Origin of the sequence: Delftia sp. K82 (assembly GCF_002193035.1) — a bacterium.
GTDB classification, from domain to species: domain Bacteria; phylum Pseudomonadota; class Gammaproteobacteria; order Burkholderiales; family Burkholderiaceae_C; genus Comamonas; species Comamonas acidovorans.
Genome location: NZ_MYFL01000001.1, coordinates 1584830 through 1600848 on the forward strand (window position 1 = coordinate 1584830; position 16019 = coordinate 1600848).

General features: G+C 64.8%; 19 protein-coding genes. 13 read left to right on the forward strand and 6 right to left on the reverse strand.

The window, feature by feature from the left end:
• Together KDK82_RS06830 and KDK82_RS06835 are read right to left on the reverse strand one after the other, a co-directional pair.
• On the reverse strand, positions 1–306 hold the full coding sequence (locus tag KDK82_RS06830; protein WP_012206218.1) for an NIPSNAP family protein: 306 nt from the start codon (positions 304–306) through the stop codon (positions 1–3).
• 26 nt (positions 307–332) lie between these two features.
• On the reverse strand, positions 333–1889 hold the full coding sequence (locus KDK82_RS06835; RefSeq protein ID WP_088164365.1) for a methyl-accepting chemotaxis protein: 1557 nt from the start codon (positions 1887–1889) through the stop codon (positions 333–335).
• Positions 1890–2099: 210 nt separating this feature from the next.
• On the opposite strand from KDK82_RS06835, the gene KDK82_RS06840 reads away from it, so the two are divergent.
• Positions 2100–2363: a VF530 family DNA-binding protein gene (locus KDK82_RS06840; RefSeq protein WP_088164366.1), complete on the forward strand. Its 264-nt coding sequence runs from the start codon at positions 2100–2102 to the stop codon at positions 2361–2363.
• A 103-nt stretch (positions 2364–2466) separates the two neighbouring features.
• Positions 2467–2967 (forward strand): hypothetical protein, encoded by a 501-nt coding sequence (locus KDK82_RS06845; protein ID WP_088164367.1) that lies wholly within the window; start codon positions 2467–2469, stop codon positions 2965–2967.
• Between the two features lie 35 nt (positions 2968–3002).
• Here KDK82_RS06845 and KDK82_RS06850 read toward each other — a convergent pair whose 3' ends face one another.
• Entirely contained in the window at positions 3003–3704 is a 702-nt protein-coding gene (locus KDK82_RS06850) for a pentapeptide repeat-containing protein (protein ID WP_013801853.1), read from the reverse strand.
• Between the two features lie 451 nt (positions 3705–4155).
• On the opposite strand from KDK82_RS06850, the gene KDK82_RS06855 reads away from it, so the two are divergent.
• The 6 genes from KDK82_RS06855 to KDK82_RS06880 are packed head-to-tail and all read left to right on the forward strand — an operon-like array spanning position 4156 to position 9678.
• The gene (locus KDK82_RS06855) at positions 4156–4998 is read left to right on the forward strand and encodes an STAS domain-containing protein (protein WP_013801854.1); all 843 of its coding nucleotides are present in this window, start codon (positions 4156–4158) and stop codon (positions 4996–4998) included.
• A 7-nt stretch (positions 4999–5005) separates the two neighbouring features.
• Positions 5006–5380 (forward strand): STAS domain-containing protein, encoded by a 375-nt coding sequence (locus KDK82_RS06860; RefSeq protein ID WP_012206213.1) that lies wholly within the window; start codon positions 5006–5008, stop codon positions 5378–5380.
• Positions 5370–5774, forward strand: a complete 405-nt coding sequence (locus KDK82_RS06865; protein WP_080736943.1) for an anti-sigma regulatory factor — start codon at positions 5370–5372, stop codon at positions 5772–5774. The genes KDK82_RS06860 and KDK82_RS06865 overlap by 11 nt, the downstream gene beginning before the upstream one ends.
• A 47-nt stretch (positions 5775–5821) precedes the next feature.
• Complete coding sequence (locus KDK82_RS06870) at positions 5822–6814, forward strand: ATP-binding protein (RefSeq protein WP_256974403.1); 993 nt, start codon at positions 5822–5824, stop codon at positions 6812–6814.
• Positions 6811–7671, forward strand: coding sequence for a sensor histidine kinase KdpD (locus KDK82_RS06875; protein ID WP_013801857.1), 861 nt, complete (start codon positions 6811–6813; stop codon positions 7669–7671). Before KDK82_RS06870 ends, KDK82_RS06875 begins: the two co-directional genes overlap by 4 nt.
• Before the next feature lie 45 nt (positions 7672–7716).
• The gene (locus KDK82_RS06880; protein WP_088164369.1) at positions 7717–9678 is read left to right on the forward strand and encodes a response regulator; all 1962 of its coding nucleotides are present in this window, start codon (positions 7717–7719) and stop codon (positions 9676–9678) included.
• Here KDK82_RS06880 and KDK82_RS06885 read toward each other — a convergent pair.
• Positions 9650–10546 (reverse strand): LysR family transcriptional regulator, encoded by an 897-nt coding sequence (locus KDK82_RS06885; protein ID WP_034398816.1) that lies wholly within the window; start codon positions 10544–10546, stop codon positions 9650–9652. The genes KDK82_RS06880 and KDK82_RS06885 overlap by 29 nt on opposite strands.
• Before the next feature lie 140 nt (positions 10547–10686).
• Between KDK82_RS06885 and KDK82_RS06890 the strand changes: the two genes are divergently transcribed.
• The 4 genes from KDK82_RS06890 (at position 10687) to KDK82_RS06905 (ending at position 12943) form a co-directional block, all read left to right on the forward strand.
• On the forward strand, positions 10687–11667 hold the full coding sequence (locus KDK82_RS06890) for an NAD(P)H-quinone oxidoreductase (RefSeq protein ID WP_088165446.1): 981 nt from the start codon (positions 10687–10689) through the stop codon (positions 11665–11667).
• 181 nt (positions 11668–11848) lie between these two features.
• Complete coding sequence (locus tag KDK82_RS06895) at positions 11849–12154, forward strand: antibiotic biosynthesis monooxygenase (RefSeq protein WP_088164370.1); 306 nt, start codon at positions 11849–11851, stop codon at positions 12152–12154.
• A 208-nt stretch (positions 12155–12362) separates the two neighbouring features.
• Positions 12363–12638 carry a type II toxin-antitoxin system ParD family antitoxin gene (locus KDK82_RS06900; protein ID WP_088164371.1) on the forward strand — a complete coding sequence of 92 codons (276 nt, stop codon included), beginning with the start codon at positions 12363–12365 and terminating at the stop codon, positions 12636–12638.
• Positions 12635–12943 carry a type II toxin-antitoxin system RelE/ParE family toxin gene (locus tag KDK82_RS06905; protein ID WP_013801863.1) on the forward strand — a complete coding sequence of 103 codons (309 nt, stop codon included), beginning with the start codon at positions 12635–12637 and terminating at the stop codon, positions 12941–12943. Before KDK82_RS06900 ends, KDK82_RS06905 begins: the two co-directional genes overlap by 4 nt.
• 49 nt (positions 12944–12992) lie before the next feature.
• Here KDK82_RS06905 and KDK82_RS06910 read toward each other — a convergent pair whose 3' ends face one another.
• Together KDK82_RS06910 and KDK82_RS06915 are read right to left on the reverse strand one after the other, a co-directional pair.
• A complete protein-coding gene (locus KDK82_RS06910) occupies positions 12993–13631 on the reverse strand; it encodes a LysE family translocator (RefSeq protein WP_088164372.1) in 639 nt (212 codons plus the stop codon).
• Entirely contained in the window at positions 13628–14992 is a 1365-nt protein-coding gene (locus KDK82_RS06915; RefSeq protein ID WP_088164373.1) for an MFS transporter, read from the reverse strand. Before KDK82_RS06915 ends, KDK82_RS06910 begins: the two co-directional genes overlap by 4 nt.
• Before the next feature lie 90 nt (positions 14993–15082).
• On the opposite strand from KDK82_RS06915, the gene KDK82_RS06920 reads away from it, so the two are divergent.
• A complete protein-coding gene (locus KDK82_RS06920; RefSeq protein ID WP_088164374.1) occupies positions 15083–16018 on the forward strand; it encodes a LysR substrate-binding domain-containing protein in 936 nt (311 codons plus the stop codon).
• Position 16019 lies beyond the last annotated feature (1 nt).

The following is a 16019-nucleotide window of genomic DNA, read 5'->3' on the forward strand; positions in this document are numbered from 1 at the left end:
TCAGCCGAACACCGGGCGCATGAAGCTGCGCTCGTAGCTCAGGATGCAGCGCGTGTCCTCCGCGTAGCGGAAGGCGGCCTGGCACTCGGGGTCCTGCATGGACTTGATGCGGTACTCCTCGTACAGCGCCATGCTGGGGAAGCTGAACATGGCCAGCGCCACATTGTTGGCGCCTTCGGACGGCAGGAAGTAGCCGTGGTGCTTGCCGCCGAATTTCTCGACCAGCGGAATCCAGGTCTTGCCGTACTCCTCGAATTCCTTGGCCTTGAACGGGTCGATGATGTAGCGCAGGTAGCAGGTGATCATGTCTGAAAAGAGAAGGGAAGCGAAGCCTAGAGTTTGAACGATGCCGTCAGGCGGGAGAGCTTCTCCGACTCCTGCTGCAGCACCTGCGTGGCGGCCGAGGACTGCTCCACCAGTGCGGCGTTCTGCTGGGTCACGCGGTCCATGTCGGTCACGGCATGGCCCACCTGCTCGATGCCGCTGCTTTGCTCGCGGCTGGCCGAGGCGATCTCGGTCACGATGCCTGTGATATTGTGCACCGTGGTGACCACTTCGCGCATGGTCTGCCCGGCCTGGTCCACCAGGGTGGCGCCGGCATCCACACGCTCCACCGAGGCCTGGATCAGCGTCTTGATCTCGCGCGCGGCCGAGGCGCTGCGCTGCGCCAGGGTGCGCACCTCGCCCGCCACGACCGCGAAGCCGCGCCCCTGGTCGCCAGCACGGGCAGCCTCCACGGCCGCGTTCAGCGCGAGGATGTTGGTCTGGAAGGCGATGCCGTCGATCACGCCGATGATGTCCACCACGCGGCGCGACGAGGTATTGATCTCGCCCATCGTGCTCACCACCTGGTCCACCACGGTGCCGCCGCGCTCGGCCACCGCGCAGGCGCCCGAGGCGATCTGGCTTGCCTGCTGCGCGTTTTCCGCGTTCTGGTGCACGGTGGCGGTCAACTGCTCCATGGACGCCGCCGTTTCCTCCAGCGAGCTGGCCTGCTGCTCCGTGCGCTGCGACAGGTCCAGGCTGCCCGTGGCAATCTCGCCGGCCGAGCGGTGGATGATGCCCGCCGTGTCATGGATGCGCGTCACCAGTTGGCGCAGCTGCTCGCTCATGCGCTGCACCGCCGCGATCACGCTGCCTTCCGGTGCGTGCGAAGCCCCCTCCAGCCCGGTTTGCGACAGATCCCCGGCGGCGATGCGGTTGGCGATCGCTGCCGCCACGGCCGGCTCTCCGCCGATGGCCTGGAGCACGCTGCGCGTGGCCATCCAGGCGATCAACGACAGCAGTGCGCCCAGCACCGCCAGCGCCGCCACCGACTTGATGATAGTGGCGATGAAGGCCTGCTGGATGTCGTCCACATAGTCACCCGCGATCAGGTCCCAGTTCCAGGAAGTGGATCGCTTGGCATAGGCCAGCTTCTCGCTGGCCTCCTTCGCGCCGGGACGGGGCCACCAGTAGGTGAGGTAGCCGTTGCCCTGGGCAGAAGCGCCCACGGCGGCAATGCTGCGGTAGAGGTAGCTGCCCTTGGCGTCCTGGAAGCCGGCCATGTTCTTGCCGTTGATGCCCGGGCTTGCGGGGTTGTTCAGCACCACGGAATCCGTCGTGATGCTGGTGATGTAGCCCGCACCACCGGCATAGCGCAGCTGCCCCACGCGGGCAATGGCCGTGGCCTTGGCGTCTTCTTCAGGCAGCTTGCCGGCCTTGGCCTCTGCCGCAATGGCGGCAATCAGGCTGTCCGCCGAATCGACAAAGTCCCGCAGCGCCTGCTGCCGGGCCTCATAGGCCTTGCTGCGTGCCTGGTAGGCGTTGAACAGGGTCAGCGCAAGCAGCGCCAGCAGGCAGAAAACCAGCGGAGCCAGCAGTTTCTGGCGAAGGGACAGGGCAGGCATGGAAGCGGGTTCGAAGAAGAGGCAGGGACGCTGTGAATGCTACAGAAACTTCTTCTTTGGTTTCATGTGTTTACAAATTTTTCCGCGCTCGCACAGTGCCGGCGCGGCCCCGTTTCTGCGGGACCTGTCCTGCCGCTGCCAACTTCGGCACCAGCGCGTGCACCGCGCCGCCAGGCTTTAGGTCCTGCCATCACAAGGGAGAATCACCCCATGCAAGAAACTCCGTCCCCCGCCGCTCAGCCCCGCAATCCGCTGCACGGCGTCACGCTTGAAGCCATCGTCTGTGCCCTGGAGGCCCGCTATGGCTGGCCCGCCCTGGCACGGCAGGTTCCGGTGCGCTGCTTCACGCTGGACCCCAGCGTCAGCTCCAGCCTCAAATTCCTGCGCAAGACGCCCTGGGCGCGCGAGAAGGTGGAAGCGCTCTATCTGGACATGCTGCGCAAGGACAGGCGCAGGCCCGCCTCCACAGACTGAAGGCGCAAGCCGGATGCCACCGGACAAGATGTCCAGTGCGCAGGCACAGGCTGTGCCTATCATCGGCACCGTCTCCGATCCCGCAACCCTTTCAGACACCACCATGACCCAGAGCCAGAACCCTGTCGCCGTGATTGCCTCCGCCATGAAGACGCACGGCATCGTGCCTGCGGATTTCGACATCGCCTCCATCGAGGACGAGTACGCCTTGATGGCGGCACTGCGCCAGCACACCAAGGCCGCCCAGGTCAAATTGTTCGATGGCGGCATTGGCGAAGACAACGAGGCCGACGAAGACTACGTGGCCCTGCTCAAGCGCTTCGCCAAGGCTTGCGGTGGCGCCATCGGCTATGAGGGCATCGAATCCGGCATGGAGGGCGACACCGTCACGCTGCGCTTTCAATCGGGCGGCCAGGAGCACAGCTGGTCCTTCGAGCAGGACGGTGACCGCGTCAGCGAGGAGTTCCTGGACTTCATCATTGACCACTCCAAGTCCTGCACGGTGGGGGAGTTCATCAATCTGCTGGACGAGAACTCGCTGCTGACAGGCTTTGTGCCCAAGGACATCTCCAGGCTGCTGTACGAGCACGACATCGTTTACTGAGTGCGGATGGCGGTGGCGGCGCACCCGCCTCGACTTCACATCACGCGCACGCCCAGCCCGCCCACCAACTCGGCAGCCTGCTCATGCGAGATCAGGCTGCCCTTGAAATGCTGGCTGAGCGAGGCAATCGTCAAGCCGCGCAAGTCCGCGGAGCGCAGGTCCGCGCCATCGAACCGGGCATTCTTGAGATGGGCATCGCGCAGGCTTGCCTTGTGGAAAACGGCATCGCGGAAGTCGCAGCCGGCCAGATCGGCATCGCTGAAGTTCAGGCCCTCCAGCGTTTTCTTGCGGAAGGACATGCCGCGCAGATCGGCACCAATCAGCAGGGACTCATGAAAATCAATGCCCAGGGTTTGCGCTCCGCCAAACCTGGCGCCGGTCAGCTTGACTTCAAGAAAGCGCGCTGAGGCCAGCTTGGCCAATTCCCAGTTGGTGTTGTTCAGGTCGCTCTGGCAAAACAGGGCATCCGTCAGGTTTGCCAGCCGAAAATCGGCGCGGCCCGCCTTGCAATGCAGCCAGCGGGTGCCGGCCAGTTGGCAGCTTTCAAAGCAGGTGTCGGCAAAACTGCACTCCACAAATTGCGCACCCTGCAAATCGAGTTGATAGAGATTCAATCCATCGAATTCGCATTGCTCGAAACCCAGGCCATCAGAGGCTTCTTGTTTCAATAGCTCCGACAAACGGTCCTCATCAAAAATCTGATTGACGATGGTTTTTGTGGAAGGCGTTGTTTGCATGGTCAATATCAGGCATGGCGTATTTCAGAAAGGCTGGGCAGTGTATGGCCTTGCCGCGCGCAGGTGTGAAATGCCCTTGGGATTTTCCAAGGGCATGTATTGCGCAGTTTGACGGATGAAAAAACCTGTGAGCACACGGGTTGCGGGCTGCTTCCGGTGCCGGTTCCGCCCTCCAGGAAGGGCGGAACCGGCGTGCCCACGTCCCCCGTGGCTGCGTACCGGGAGCTTGCTGACCTGGGGCTTGCTGACCAGGTGGCGGCTTGGCGGACATGCATCTGTCGAAAAACCCTTACAGGAAGATGCCATTTGATATTACAAATTGTGTCTCGCGTGGCGAGGGCATCAGTGAATAATCTGTAGAAAAATATGGTTGGTACACCAGCTGTATTTTCACCAATGCAGTTCCCTGGCAGCCTCAACGAATAATTTATTTGAAATCCAGCAAATATCTATGACCGGAATTATCCAGCAAACACTCCAAAATGATATTGATGCCTTGATCCATGATTGGATGGCCCAGGCCAGCGTGGGTGATTCCACGCTTGGAAAGAATGCTGAAAAAGAAGCGCGCGGGATTATCAACGCCATTGTGGGCGCCTTCGCCTCCGGCGCCGATCCGCAAAGGTTTTCGGACGAGGGCTGGAATCCCGCGCGGCGCCTGCTGGCCGAGCTGTCCCGCACCCGCGCCGCCCAGGGCCAGCGTGCCGGTGAAACCAGCCAGTTCATCCTGTCGCTGAAAAAGCCGCTGTTCGAGCACATCCAGCGCGGGCTGTCGGGCGATCCTGCTGCGGCCATCCAGGAAATCTGGAAAGCCACCGTGCTGGTGGACAACATGGCCCAGCACACGGTCAGCAGCTTCCAGCAGGCACGCGAGGAGATCATCATCCGCCAGCAGGAAGAATTGCTGGAGCTGTCCACCCCCGTCGTCAAGCTGTGGGAGGGGGTGCTGGCCATTCCGCTGATCGGCACGCTGGACAGCAACCGCACCCAGGTGGTCATGGAATCCCTGCTGCAAAGCCTGGTGTCGACCGAGTCGGAGCTGGCCATCATCGACATCACCGGCGTGCCCACGGTGGACACGCTGGTGGCCCAGCACCTGCTGCGCACCGTGACGGCCATTCGCCTGATGGGCGCGGAATGCATCATCAGCGGCATCCGGCCCCAGATTGCCCAGACCATCGTGCACCTGGGCATCGACATGCGCGACATCACCACCAAGGCCACGCTGGCCGAGGCGCTCAAGCTGGCCATGGGCAAGACCGGCTGGCGCATCACCCGCCAGACACAGGAGTGAGCCATCCATGGACCGCATTCCAATCCTGCGCATGGGCGATGTGCTGCTGGTTTCCATCCAGATCGACATGCAGGACCAGACGGCGCTGGCGCTCCAGGACGACCTGGCCGAGCGCATCGCGAGCACGGGCGCCAGCGGCGTCATGATCGATATCTCGGCGCTGGAGGTGGTGGACTCCTTCGTCGGGCGCATGCTGGTGACCATCTCGGGCATTGCCCGCATCCTGTCTGCCGCCACCGTCGTGGTGGGCATGCAGCCTGCCGTTGCAATCACCCTGGTGGAGTTGGGCCTGTCCCTTGGCGGGGTCAGGACGGCGATGACCGTCGAGAGGGGAATGGCCCTTTTGCGGGCCCAGCAGTCGGGAGCCACCCTTGGAACATGATCGCAGCGGCCAAATGCCGTTACAAAACGAGCAGCAGATTGTTGCCACGCGCCAAACGGTGCGCTCGCTTTGCCAGATGCTGAAGTTCTCGCTGGTCGATCAGACAAAGATGATTACCGCTGCAAGCGAGCTGTCCCGCAATACGCTGATTCATGGAAAAGGTGGCCACATGAACTGGGCCATCATCGAAGTCAATGGAAAACAGGCCTTGCAATTGATTTTTGAAGACACAGGACCCGGAATCAAGGATCTGAAAATGGCCATGACCGATGGCTTCACCACCGGCACGGGAATGGGCCTGGGCCTGCCGGGAAGCAAGCGGCTGGTGAATGATTTCAAGATAGAAACCGAGCTGGGCCAGGGCACACGAGTGAGTATCACCAAGTGGAAGTAATCCGGGGCTGGACCCATCGTTCATTTCCAATAGGCGATGCGAGCCGTGTGGGCGAGGTCAGGCGCCATGTGGTTGCACTGGCCTCCGACATGGGCTGGGGCGACGAGGACATGGGCCGTTCTGCGCTGGTGGCGACCGAGCTGGCCACCAACCTGGTGCGGCATGCCCGGGACGCTGAAATCTGGATAGCCGCGCGGCCGCCCCTGCACGACATCGAAATCATCTGTGTCGACCGCGGCCCGGGCATCGAGGACATTGCCACCGCCATGCAGGACGGGGTGAGCACCGGCTCGGGCTCGCCGGGCACGGGCCTGGGGGCCATCTCCAGGGTGGCCGACGACTTCTTTGTCGTATCCGAAGCCACCGGCACGGTGAGCCTGGCGCGGCTGCGCGAAGGCCGCAGGGCGCCGTCGGCACTGTCGCTGCGCATGGGCGCCGTTTGCCTGGCCGTTGCGCCCGAGACCATCAGCGGCGACGCCTGGGCGGTCAGGTCGGGTGCGGGGCTGGCCGAGGTGCTGGTGGCCGATGGCCTGGGCCATGGACCGCTGGCGGGCGAGGCGGCCCGTGCGGCGGTTGATGTCTTTGCGTCGCAGAACGGGAATGGGAACGAGAACCGGAGCGGCGGTGCCGATGCCGCCATGCCGCTGGAGGAGTTCGTGGCCCAGGCCCATGCAGCGCTGCGCGGCACGCGCGGGGCGGCCCTTTTGGCGGTGCGCTTCGGCGCACAGGCCGTGCACAGCTGCGGTGCGGGAAACATCATTGGCAGGCTTTTCAATGGCGTGGCCAGCCTTTCCCTGAGCAGCCAGCACGGCACGGCAGGTGTACAGATCTCGCGGCCCAGGGTGGCCGACTGCTCCAGCCTTGACCATGGCGTTCTGGTGCTGCACTCCGACGGCGTGTCCGCCCGCTGGAAGCATGAGGACTATGCGGGCCTGCTGGGCAGGGACCCCGGCCTGCTGGCCGCCTGCCTTCTCTGGCACAACACCCGCAGCAGGGATGACGCCACCGTGGTCGTCCTCAAGGCCGAGGAAGAGCAATGAACGAAGACGATCTCAAAGCTGAACTGGAACTGTGCCGCGCCGAGGTCAGGTCCTTGCGCGAGGAGCTGGACGAGACCAATCGCGGCGTGGTCGCGCTCTACGGCGAGCTGGATGTGCAGGCCGAGAAGCTGCGCAAGGCCACCGAACTCAAGAGCCATTTCCTCTCCTACATGAGCCATGAGTTCCGCACGCCCATAGGCGCCATCCGCAGCAATGCGCGCCTGCTGCTGGACCATGTGGATGGACCGCTCACCACCGAGCAGACCCGGCAGGTCGGCTTCATCCAGGAAACCGCCGCCGAGTTTTCCGAGATGGTCAACGACCTGCTCGACCTGGCCAAGATCGAGGCGGGCCGCCTGGAAATCTCGCCGGGCTGGTTCGAGATGATGGATTTGTTTGCTGCCTTGCGCGGCATGTTCAAGGCCATGGCGGACAACGTGGAGTTGAGCCTGGTGTTCGAAGAGCCCGGTGATCTGCCGCGCTTCTACACCGACAACCGCAAGCTCTCGCAGATCCTCAGAAACTTCATCTCCAATGCACTGAAATTTACGCCGCAGGGTGAGATCAAGGTGTCGGCAGAACTGGTGGGGGACATGCTGGTGAAATTCTCGGTGGCGGATACCGGCATAGGCATCGCCTCGGAATTCCACGACGCGATTTTCAATGACTTCACCCAGGTCGATTCACCCATCCAGAAGCGCCTGCGGGGCACGGGCCTGGGCCTGGCCCTGTCCAAGCAGCTGGCACAGCTTCTGGGGGGCTGGGTGGAAGTGCAAAGCGCCCTGGGCGAAGGCTCGACCTTTTCCGTGATCGTTCCCGCGCATCTTCCGGTCGATACCAAGGATCTGAAGGCCTGATACGGCCAAGCCGGTCTTCATCCCATCAAAAACAACAGGAACATCATGCCCAAGAACACGACTGGAATGATTCTTCCCTCATTCGACCGAAGCCTGCACACCATTCTTGTCGTTGACGACAACCCTGCCACGCGCTACTCCACGGCACGGGTCATCAGGGCGGCGGGATTCCAGACGGTCGAGGCGGAAACCGGGGAAAAGGCCATTGCCCTGTCGGAGACCGGCGTGGCAGCCGTGGTGCTGGATGTGCACTTGCCCGATATCTCGGGCTTTGACGTATGCCGCACCATCCGCGGTGCGCGGCATACCAGCCTGATTCCCGTGGTGCACCTGTCGGCCGAGTATGTGCAAAGCAACCACCAGGTGGCGGGCCTCAACGCCGGGGCCGACGCCTACATGGTGCACCCCGTGGAGCCGCAGCTGCTGATTGCCACGCTGCATGCCCTGATCCGCGCACGCCTGGCGGAAGACGGGCTGCGCCGCAGCGAGTCACGCTTTCGCGCCATCTATGACCAGGCGCCGGCGGCCATGATGCTGGTCAGCGCCGACGGTCTGATCAGCGATGCCAACTCCCAGGCGCAGGCACTGCTGCAGCGCGGCATTGACGACCTGGCGGGCAAGCCGCTGACCGGCTTTGTTCCGCAGGCCGTTCGGGAAAAAGCTGCGCAGCAATTGGCCGAAGACCCCGAAAAGTCCTGGCGCGGCGAGTTCCCCATCCTCCCGGCAGACGGGCAGGAGCGCCTGATCTCCTGGAAGTTCTCCGATCCCATCGAGCCCGGCATCCGCCTGGCTGTGGCCCAGGACCTGACGGAGTCGCTGGAGTTCGAGAGGCAGCGCCAGCAGATGCTGGAGCAGGAGCAGGCGGCGCGCGTGGCCGCAGAGCGCATCAGCCGCACCAAGGATGATTTTGTCGCCGTGCTCTCGCATGAACTGCGCACCCCGCTGTCCCTGCTCAACGGGGGCACGCATTTGCTCAAGCGCGCCAACCTCAGCGAGGCCATGCTCAAGAAGGGCATAGATGCCATCGAGAAAGGCGTGAAGGCACAAAGTCGCATCATTGCGGACATTCTGGATATCTCGCGCCTGACGACGGGAAAACTCAATCTGCACCGCGAGGAGGTCAATGTCTGCTCATTGGCCGTGCAAAGCCTGGAGCCGTTGCGCGACAACGCCGCCGACAAGAACATTACCCTGCAGTTCGAGGCGCCGTCCGATGACATCATGGCGTGGATCGATGTCACGCGATTCCAGCAAATCCTGTGGAACCTGGTCTCCAACGCCATCAAGTTCTCCAATGCGCGCAGCGTGGTGAAGGTGGGCCTTGAAATCAGGGACGAAAGCCTGGTGATGAGCGTGGCGGACGAGGGCGTGGGCATCGCGCCTGAATTTCTTCCCCATGTCTTCGAGCGCTTCTCGCAGGCCTCCGCCCCCGCCACCCGTGGGCATTCCGGCCTGGGGTTGGGGCTGTCCATCGTCAAGCACCTGGTGGAGCTGCATGGGGGCACCGTGCGTGCCCACAGCGAAGGCGTGGGCCTTGGCGTCACCATGCGGGTGGAGATTCCGCTGCACGAGGCAAGCGCCTCCCAGGCCGACCCGATGAATGTGCATCTTGAAAATGGCGAATCCCTGGAAGGCAAGGACATCGTCATCGTTGAAGACAATGCGGACACCAGCGAAATGCTGAAAGTGGTGCTGACCGACCAGGGCGCGACCGTCAGGAGTGCCGAGAACTTCGACCAGGCCATGGCCCTGGTCCAGGCGCAGTGGCCCAGCCTCATCGTCAGCGACATAGGGCTGCCGGGAAAGGACGGGTTCCAGCTGGTCAAGGCCCTGCGCGAAGCGGAGGCCGCGCACTTTGGCGGAACAAGACAGGTGAAGATCGTGGCGCTCAGCGCCTTCGCCCGGGAGCAGGACCGCACCCAGGCGCTGCAGGCAGGCTTTGACCACTATCTGGAAAAGCCGCTGCAGCCGCACCTCCTCATCCGGGTGCTGCTGGAGCAGGGCTGATCGTCTGGCCCAGCGCCTGGGCCAGGAACTCGGCCGTGACGCGCACCCGGGCCGTGCGCTGCAGGTCGGGGTGCATGACCTGCCAGACCTCGTAGTCGTCCGAGCGCTGGCGCTGGGGCCAGATGCGCAGCAGGCCTTCGCGCTCGCCCATGCTCACGGGCATTTCGCCCAGGCCGATGCCGGCCGCCACGGCCTTGCGCACCAGCAGGCTGGAGTTGGCGGCCATGGCGATCCGGGCCTGGCGCGCGGGCACATCGACCATGGTGGGAACGGGCCGCTGCTCCAGAAAGGGGCCATAGACCACGAGGTGGTGGCCGCGCAACTCGTCCTCTGCCGAAGGCTGGCCAAAGCGCGCCACGTAGGCAGCGCTCGCAAACAGTCCCACGGGCCAGGCGACCACGCGGCGCACCACCAACTCGGGTGCCTCGGGGCGAACGTTGCGAAACGCGATATCGGCCTGGCGGCGGCCCAGGTTCAGCATGTGCGTGGACACCTCCAGATCCACGCGGATGCCGGGCCAGCGCTGCTGCAGGCGCTCTATGGCGGGCAGCAGGAATTCGGTGGCGATCGAGTCGGTGCTGGTCACTCGCACCAGGCCGGCCGGGCTGTCGTCCAGCCCCTCGATGCGCGTGCGCAGGTCCAGCGCCGCGCCTTCCATGCGCCGCGCGGCGCCCAGCGCGGCCTCGCCAGCGGCGGTGAGCAGGTAGCCATCCCTGGCGCGCAAAAACAGCTTGCTGCCCAGCTCGGCTTCCAGCGCGTTCAGGCGCCGGCCCACAGTGGCCTGGTCCACGCCCAGGCTGCGCGCGGCGGCGCGCAGGGAGGGCGTGCGCGTCAGCGCGAGGAAGATGCGGGTGTCATCCCAGTTCATGGCGGTTTTGGTGATGCAGATTTGCAGCACTGTAGAGCGAAATCGCTGCGTTTGAGCGGCTTGGAGCAGTCGTAAGCTTTGGGTATCGGACCTTCAACCCTTTTTTGAATACTCATTGCGCAATGAAAGACAGCACAAGCATGCAAGCCATTGTTTTCGACGACTTCGGCGGCCCCGAAGTGCTCGTGGCCCGCGACGTGGCCCGGCCCGAAGTCCGGCCCCATGACCTTCTGGTGCGCAACGCCGCGATTGGCGTGAACCGTGCCGATGTATCCCACCGCAAGGGCGCCTATGGCCGCGCCCACTTTGGCGAATCCGACCTCATGGGCCTGGAGATCGCCGGCACCGTGGTGGAGGTGGGCGCGCAGGTGCAGGGCTTTGCCGTGGGCGACCGCGTCATGGGCATCGTGGGCGGCGGCGCCTATGCCGAGCTGTCGCGCATTGACCATCGCATGGCCATGCATGTGCCCGAGAGCCTGTCGCTGATCGACGCCGGCGCGGTGGCCGAAGTCTTCGTGACTGCGCATGAGGCGCTGTTCCACCTGGCCAGCCTGCAGCCCGGCGAATCGGTGCTGATCCACGCGGCGGGCAGCGGCGTGGGCTCGGCGGCCGTGCAACTGGCGCATGCGGCCGGCGCGCGCGTGTTTGCCACGGCCAGCGGCGACAAGCGGGACGCCGTCACGGGCCTTGGCGCCGATGTGTTCATCGACTACCGCAGCGAAGACTTCCAGGCCGTGGTGGCCGACAGGACGGGCGGCAAGGGCGTGGACGTGGTGGTCGATTTCATTGGCGCCCCCTACCTGGAGCGCAATATGCGCTCGCTGGGCATGGGCGGGCGCATGGTCTGCGTGGGCCTGCTGGGCGGCGCGCTGGCGGCGGCCGTGCCCATGGATGTGCTGCTGTACAAGCACCTGCGGATCTTCGGGACGGTGATGAAGTCGCGCCCGTCCGAAGTCAAGCAGGCCATGGTCCAGCGCTTCGCCCAGCGCTGGCTGCCCGCGCTGGCGGCCGGCACCATCCGCCCGGTGATCGACAGCACCTACCCGCTGGCCGAGGCCGCGCAGGCGCACCGGCGCATGGAATCGGGCCAGAGCGTGGGCAAGCTGCTGCTGATCCCTTAGCAGGCCGGGCAGTAAGGCGCCTGCCCGGGGCGCGCATCCCCTGGGCAGGAATCCTCAAGTTCTGCAATATTCCAAGTCTCCGGATGCGCGCAGCCCTGCGCGCATCCAGTCTCTCAACCAGGAGCGATGCCCTCGGCCGCCCTCCCGCGCCGACATCGAGCCGCCTCTCCAGGAGATATCCATGATTGTTGAAATTGCCGAACTGAGGGTCGATCCCGCCAGGCACGAGGAATTCGGCCAGGCCCTGACCCAGGCCGTGGCCGACGTGCTGTCCAAGGCCGTTGGATACCGTGGGCACAGCATTCTTGCCTGCATGGAAACGCCCGGCCGCTACGTGCTGCAGGTGAACTGGGAGACCCTGGAAGACCACACCGTGGGCTTTCGCGAGTCACCCGCCTTCGCGCAGTGGCGCGCCATCATCGGCCCGTACTTTGCGCAGGCACCGCATGTGGAGCATTTCGTGGTGAGGGATGCGCGGGCGAACTGAGCCTGGCATCTGCGGCCGTGCCGCCCGCCCGTTTTGGGCGTGGCGGGCGTGGCCGGCGCTGGGGGCGGGCTTGCATTCGCCTCATCCTCTTGCATACGCAGCGTTTCAGGGCTGGTATGGCACATCGGCAGCAATGTATTGATTTGATAACTGTTGATAAATGCGCTAGGCTTTGTTGCAGTTTCAAACCCCACGAGGAGGGCGCAGCATGATTTCTGCAGATTTGGGCAAGCAACTCGAAGGCTATGTCCAGCAGCTTGTCGACACCGGGCGGTACGGATCCAAGAGCGAAGTGTTGCGTGAGGGGGTTCGGCTGGTGCAGGACAGGGAAACCAGGCTGACTGCGCTTGACGCGTCCATCAGGCGCGGATTGGCTGATGCGGACGCGGGGCGCACCAAGCCAGCTGGCGCTGTGTTCGACAGACTGGAAGCCAAATACCGCGCAATGGCCGAACAGGCCGAAAAGAACAACCAGTCCGCATGATTGTTGAATTCACGGGCAATGCGGAATGCGACCTGGAGCACATCGCTGACTACATAGCTCAGGACAATCCGCGCCGCGCACTGTCATTCGTGCAGGAGTTGCGTGACAAGTGCGAAGCCCTGGCACGCAGGCCATTCGCTTTTCCGCTGGTACCCCGGTATGAAGGCCACGGCATTCGTCGGCGCGTGCATGGCAACTATCTGATCTTCTACCGCGTGGCCGAGCAAGAAGAGCGGACCATCATTCTTCACATCCTGCACGGCGCAATGGACTACGCCGCTGTCTTGTTCGAAGAGGGTGAGTAGCAGCGGGCCAGCCCTTGCGAGCAATTGCGAGTAGGGGCTGCGCACGCACTCAGCCCAGCTTGTGCCGTGTCCTGAGCAGTCCCACACCCAGCGCGATGAAGGTGCCGCCCACGATGCGGTTGAACAGCTTGGCGTGTGCCACCAGGTGGCCCTTGATCAGGGAGATGAGCAGCACGTAGCAGGCGTGCGAGATCAGGGCACAGACCGCGAAGGTGGTGGTCAGCACCAGGTACTGCGTGAGCAGCGGCTCGCCCGGGACGACAAACTGGGGAAACAGCGCCGAGAAGAACAGGATGGCCTTGGGATTGGTCAGCGACACGCCCATGCCCTGGGCCACCAGTTGCCAGTTCTTGCGCTCGCGCCGCTGGGTGGGGGCCAGGCCCGCATCGCTGCCCAGCAAGCCGTCCTTGCTGCGCCAGCGCTTGACGCCCAGCCAGATCAGGTACATGGCGCCCGCCACCTTCATGACCAGAAATGCATGGGCCGACATGGCGAGGATGGTCCCCATGCCGATCATCGCCAGCCCGGACACCACAAAGATGCCTACCGAGCTGCCCAGCGAGCTCAGTGCCGTTCGCCTTGCGCCCACGTCCACCGAGTTGGAGATGGCCAGCAACACGGCGGGGCCGGGGGTGAAGCACATCAACAGCGAGACGCCGCAGAAAACAAGCCAGTGGGCGATGGTCATGATCGGGGGGAGGTCGGAGGGGGAAGACAGCCAACATTCTCGTGCAATTGGGGGGGCTTCGCGGCCGTGGCGTTGCGAATGGCACCGGCCCGTGCAAACAGCTGCATGGCCCAGCCCGCGCAGGCCGCCGCACAGGCCCAGACCAGCCCCCAGCCCTGGGCCGACAGCAGATGCGGTATGGCCAGGGGCACCAGAAAGCAGACCGCGAACACGGAGGTATTGGCCATGCCCAGCGCCGTGCCCGCGCGGGCTGCACCGGCCAGCCCGGCCAGCTGCGTGTAGGCCACGCCATGCCAGGCGGACACGCAGATGCCGCAGATGCCCAGCATCACCATGAGAGCCGCACCCATTGCAGCAGACCCGGCCGGGTGGCCGGCCCAGCTCAGGACCGCAAGGCCCGCGAACAGCGCCAGGGTGAGCTGGCAGCAGGCGCGCAGAAAGGCAGGCCTGTTCCGGTGCCTGTCGGTCCAGCGGCCGCTCCAGATCCGCAAGGCCATGGAAGCCAGTTGCACGACCGACATGACGGCCGCTGCCGCGCCCAGCCCCAACTGGGCATAGTCATGCAGGAACACCGTACCGAAGGACAGCACGGCGAACTGCGGGGCGCACAGGATGCCGATGCCGGCGGCCATGCGCCAGGCCTGCAGATCGCGCAATGGGCCGGGTGTGTCGGTTCCGGCGTGGTGCGGCGCGGCGGCTTTGCTTCGAAGCGGTGACTGCGGCGGCTCCTGAATCCACAGCGCGGCGAATGCGGCAGCCCCAAGGCACAGCGCAGCCAGCACGCCATAGACGGCGGCAAAGCCTGCATGCGTGGCCAGGCCGGTCAGCAAGGGCGCGCCGATGGCGCCACCCAGCGGCACGGCGGTCTGGCGGATGCTCATGGCCAGGCCGCGCTCGCCTTCGGCAAACCAGCCCATGACTGCCCGGCCGCTGGCGCCGTTCACGCTGCCGCCCAGCAGCCCCACCAGCACCAGGCCGCCAGCCAGCAAGCCAAACGGCGGGATATGGGCCGGCGATGGCGAAGCCCATAGCGCCATGGCCGCCAGGGCCACGGCCGTGCCGCACAGGCCGAGCAGCAGCACCGGCCGGTCACCCCAGCGGTCCGTCAGCAATCCCCAGGGCAATTCACTGAGCGCAATGCCCAGGCCCATCAGCCCCAGCGCCAGGCCCAGCGTCCGGGTGTCCAGCTGGTAGCCCGAACGCATGAGGATGGCCGTCATGGGAATCCCGCTGAAAGCCACGGAAAACGCGGCATTGGCGATGACGCCTGCCGCCAGCACCTTCCATCGGTGACGGGGCGGGGAGGGCAAGGGCAGGAGGGGGCCCGGATCGGCGCTGGGTGCAGGAGAAGAGGAGGTCATGGGCGGCAGTATGTTGGGCCTCAACCATCCTGAAAATCACATAATTTCGTATCTACAATCCATTTTTTCAGCACGATTGAGGGCTTGGCAATGACACGCGTTCTCTATGACCTGGATGTGCTGCGCACCTTTTGCACCGGCGTCGAACTGGGCAGCTTTGCCCGGGCGGCGGACCGGCTGGGCCGTTCCACATCCGCCGTCAGTGCCCAGCTCAAAAAGCTGGAGTCCCAATGCGGCACGCCCTTGCTGCGCAAGTCCGGCCGGGGGCTGGTGCTGACGGAGGCGGGGGAAACCTTGCGCGGCTACGCGCTGCGCCTGCTGGAACTCAACGACCGCGCCGTGGCGGCCGTGCGCGGCAGCGAGCTGCGCGGCCTGGTGCGCCTGGGCCTGCAGGAAGACTTGGGCGAAAGCGTGCTGCCCCATGTGCTGGGGCAGTTCGCACGTGCTCACCCGCACGTGCGCATCGAGGCCAGCGTGGCCCGCAGCGATGAACTGCGCGAACGCATGGCCCTGGGCCAGTTCGACCTGGCGCTGCTCTGGGATGTGGGCATGAACCATGCCTGCGTGCATGGCGAGCACATCATGCGGCTGCCGCTTCAGTGGATTGGCCCGGCATCGCTGGATGCGGCCGAGGCCGGCTGGGCGCGCGGCCTCAACGGCGGGGCGCAGGGCGATGAGGCGCTGCCCCTGGCCATGCTTGAGGCGCCTTGCCCTCTGCGGGACATCGTGACGGCCGCCCTGGACAAAAAGGGCCTGGCCTGGCGGCACGCCTTCAACAGCGCCAGCCTGACCGCCGTCTGGGCCGCCACGGCGGCCGGCCTGGGCCTGTCCGTGCGCACGCCGTTCGGCCTGCCCGCCCACGTCAGGCCGCTGGATGCGCAGGCCCTTGGCCTGCCGGCCCTGCCGTCCATGGACCTGATCCTGGGCCGCGCCGCGCTGGATGCCCCGGAGCCCGTGGACCGCCTTGCGCGCATCCTGGTCGATGCAGTGCGCGAGCATGTGCACAGGCAGGAAATCGCAATTTGAA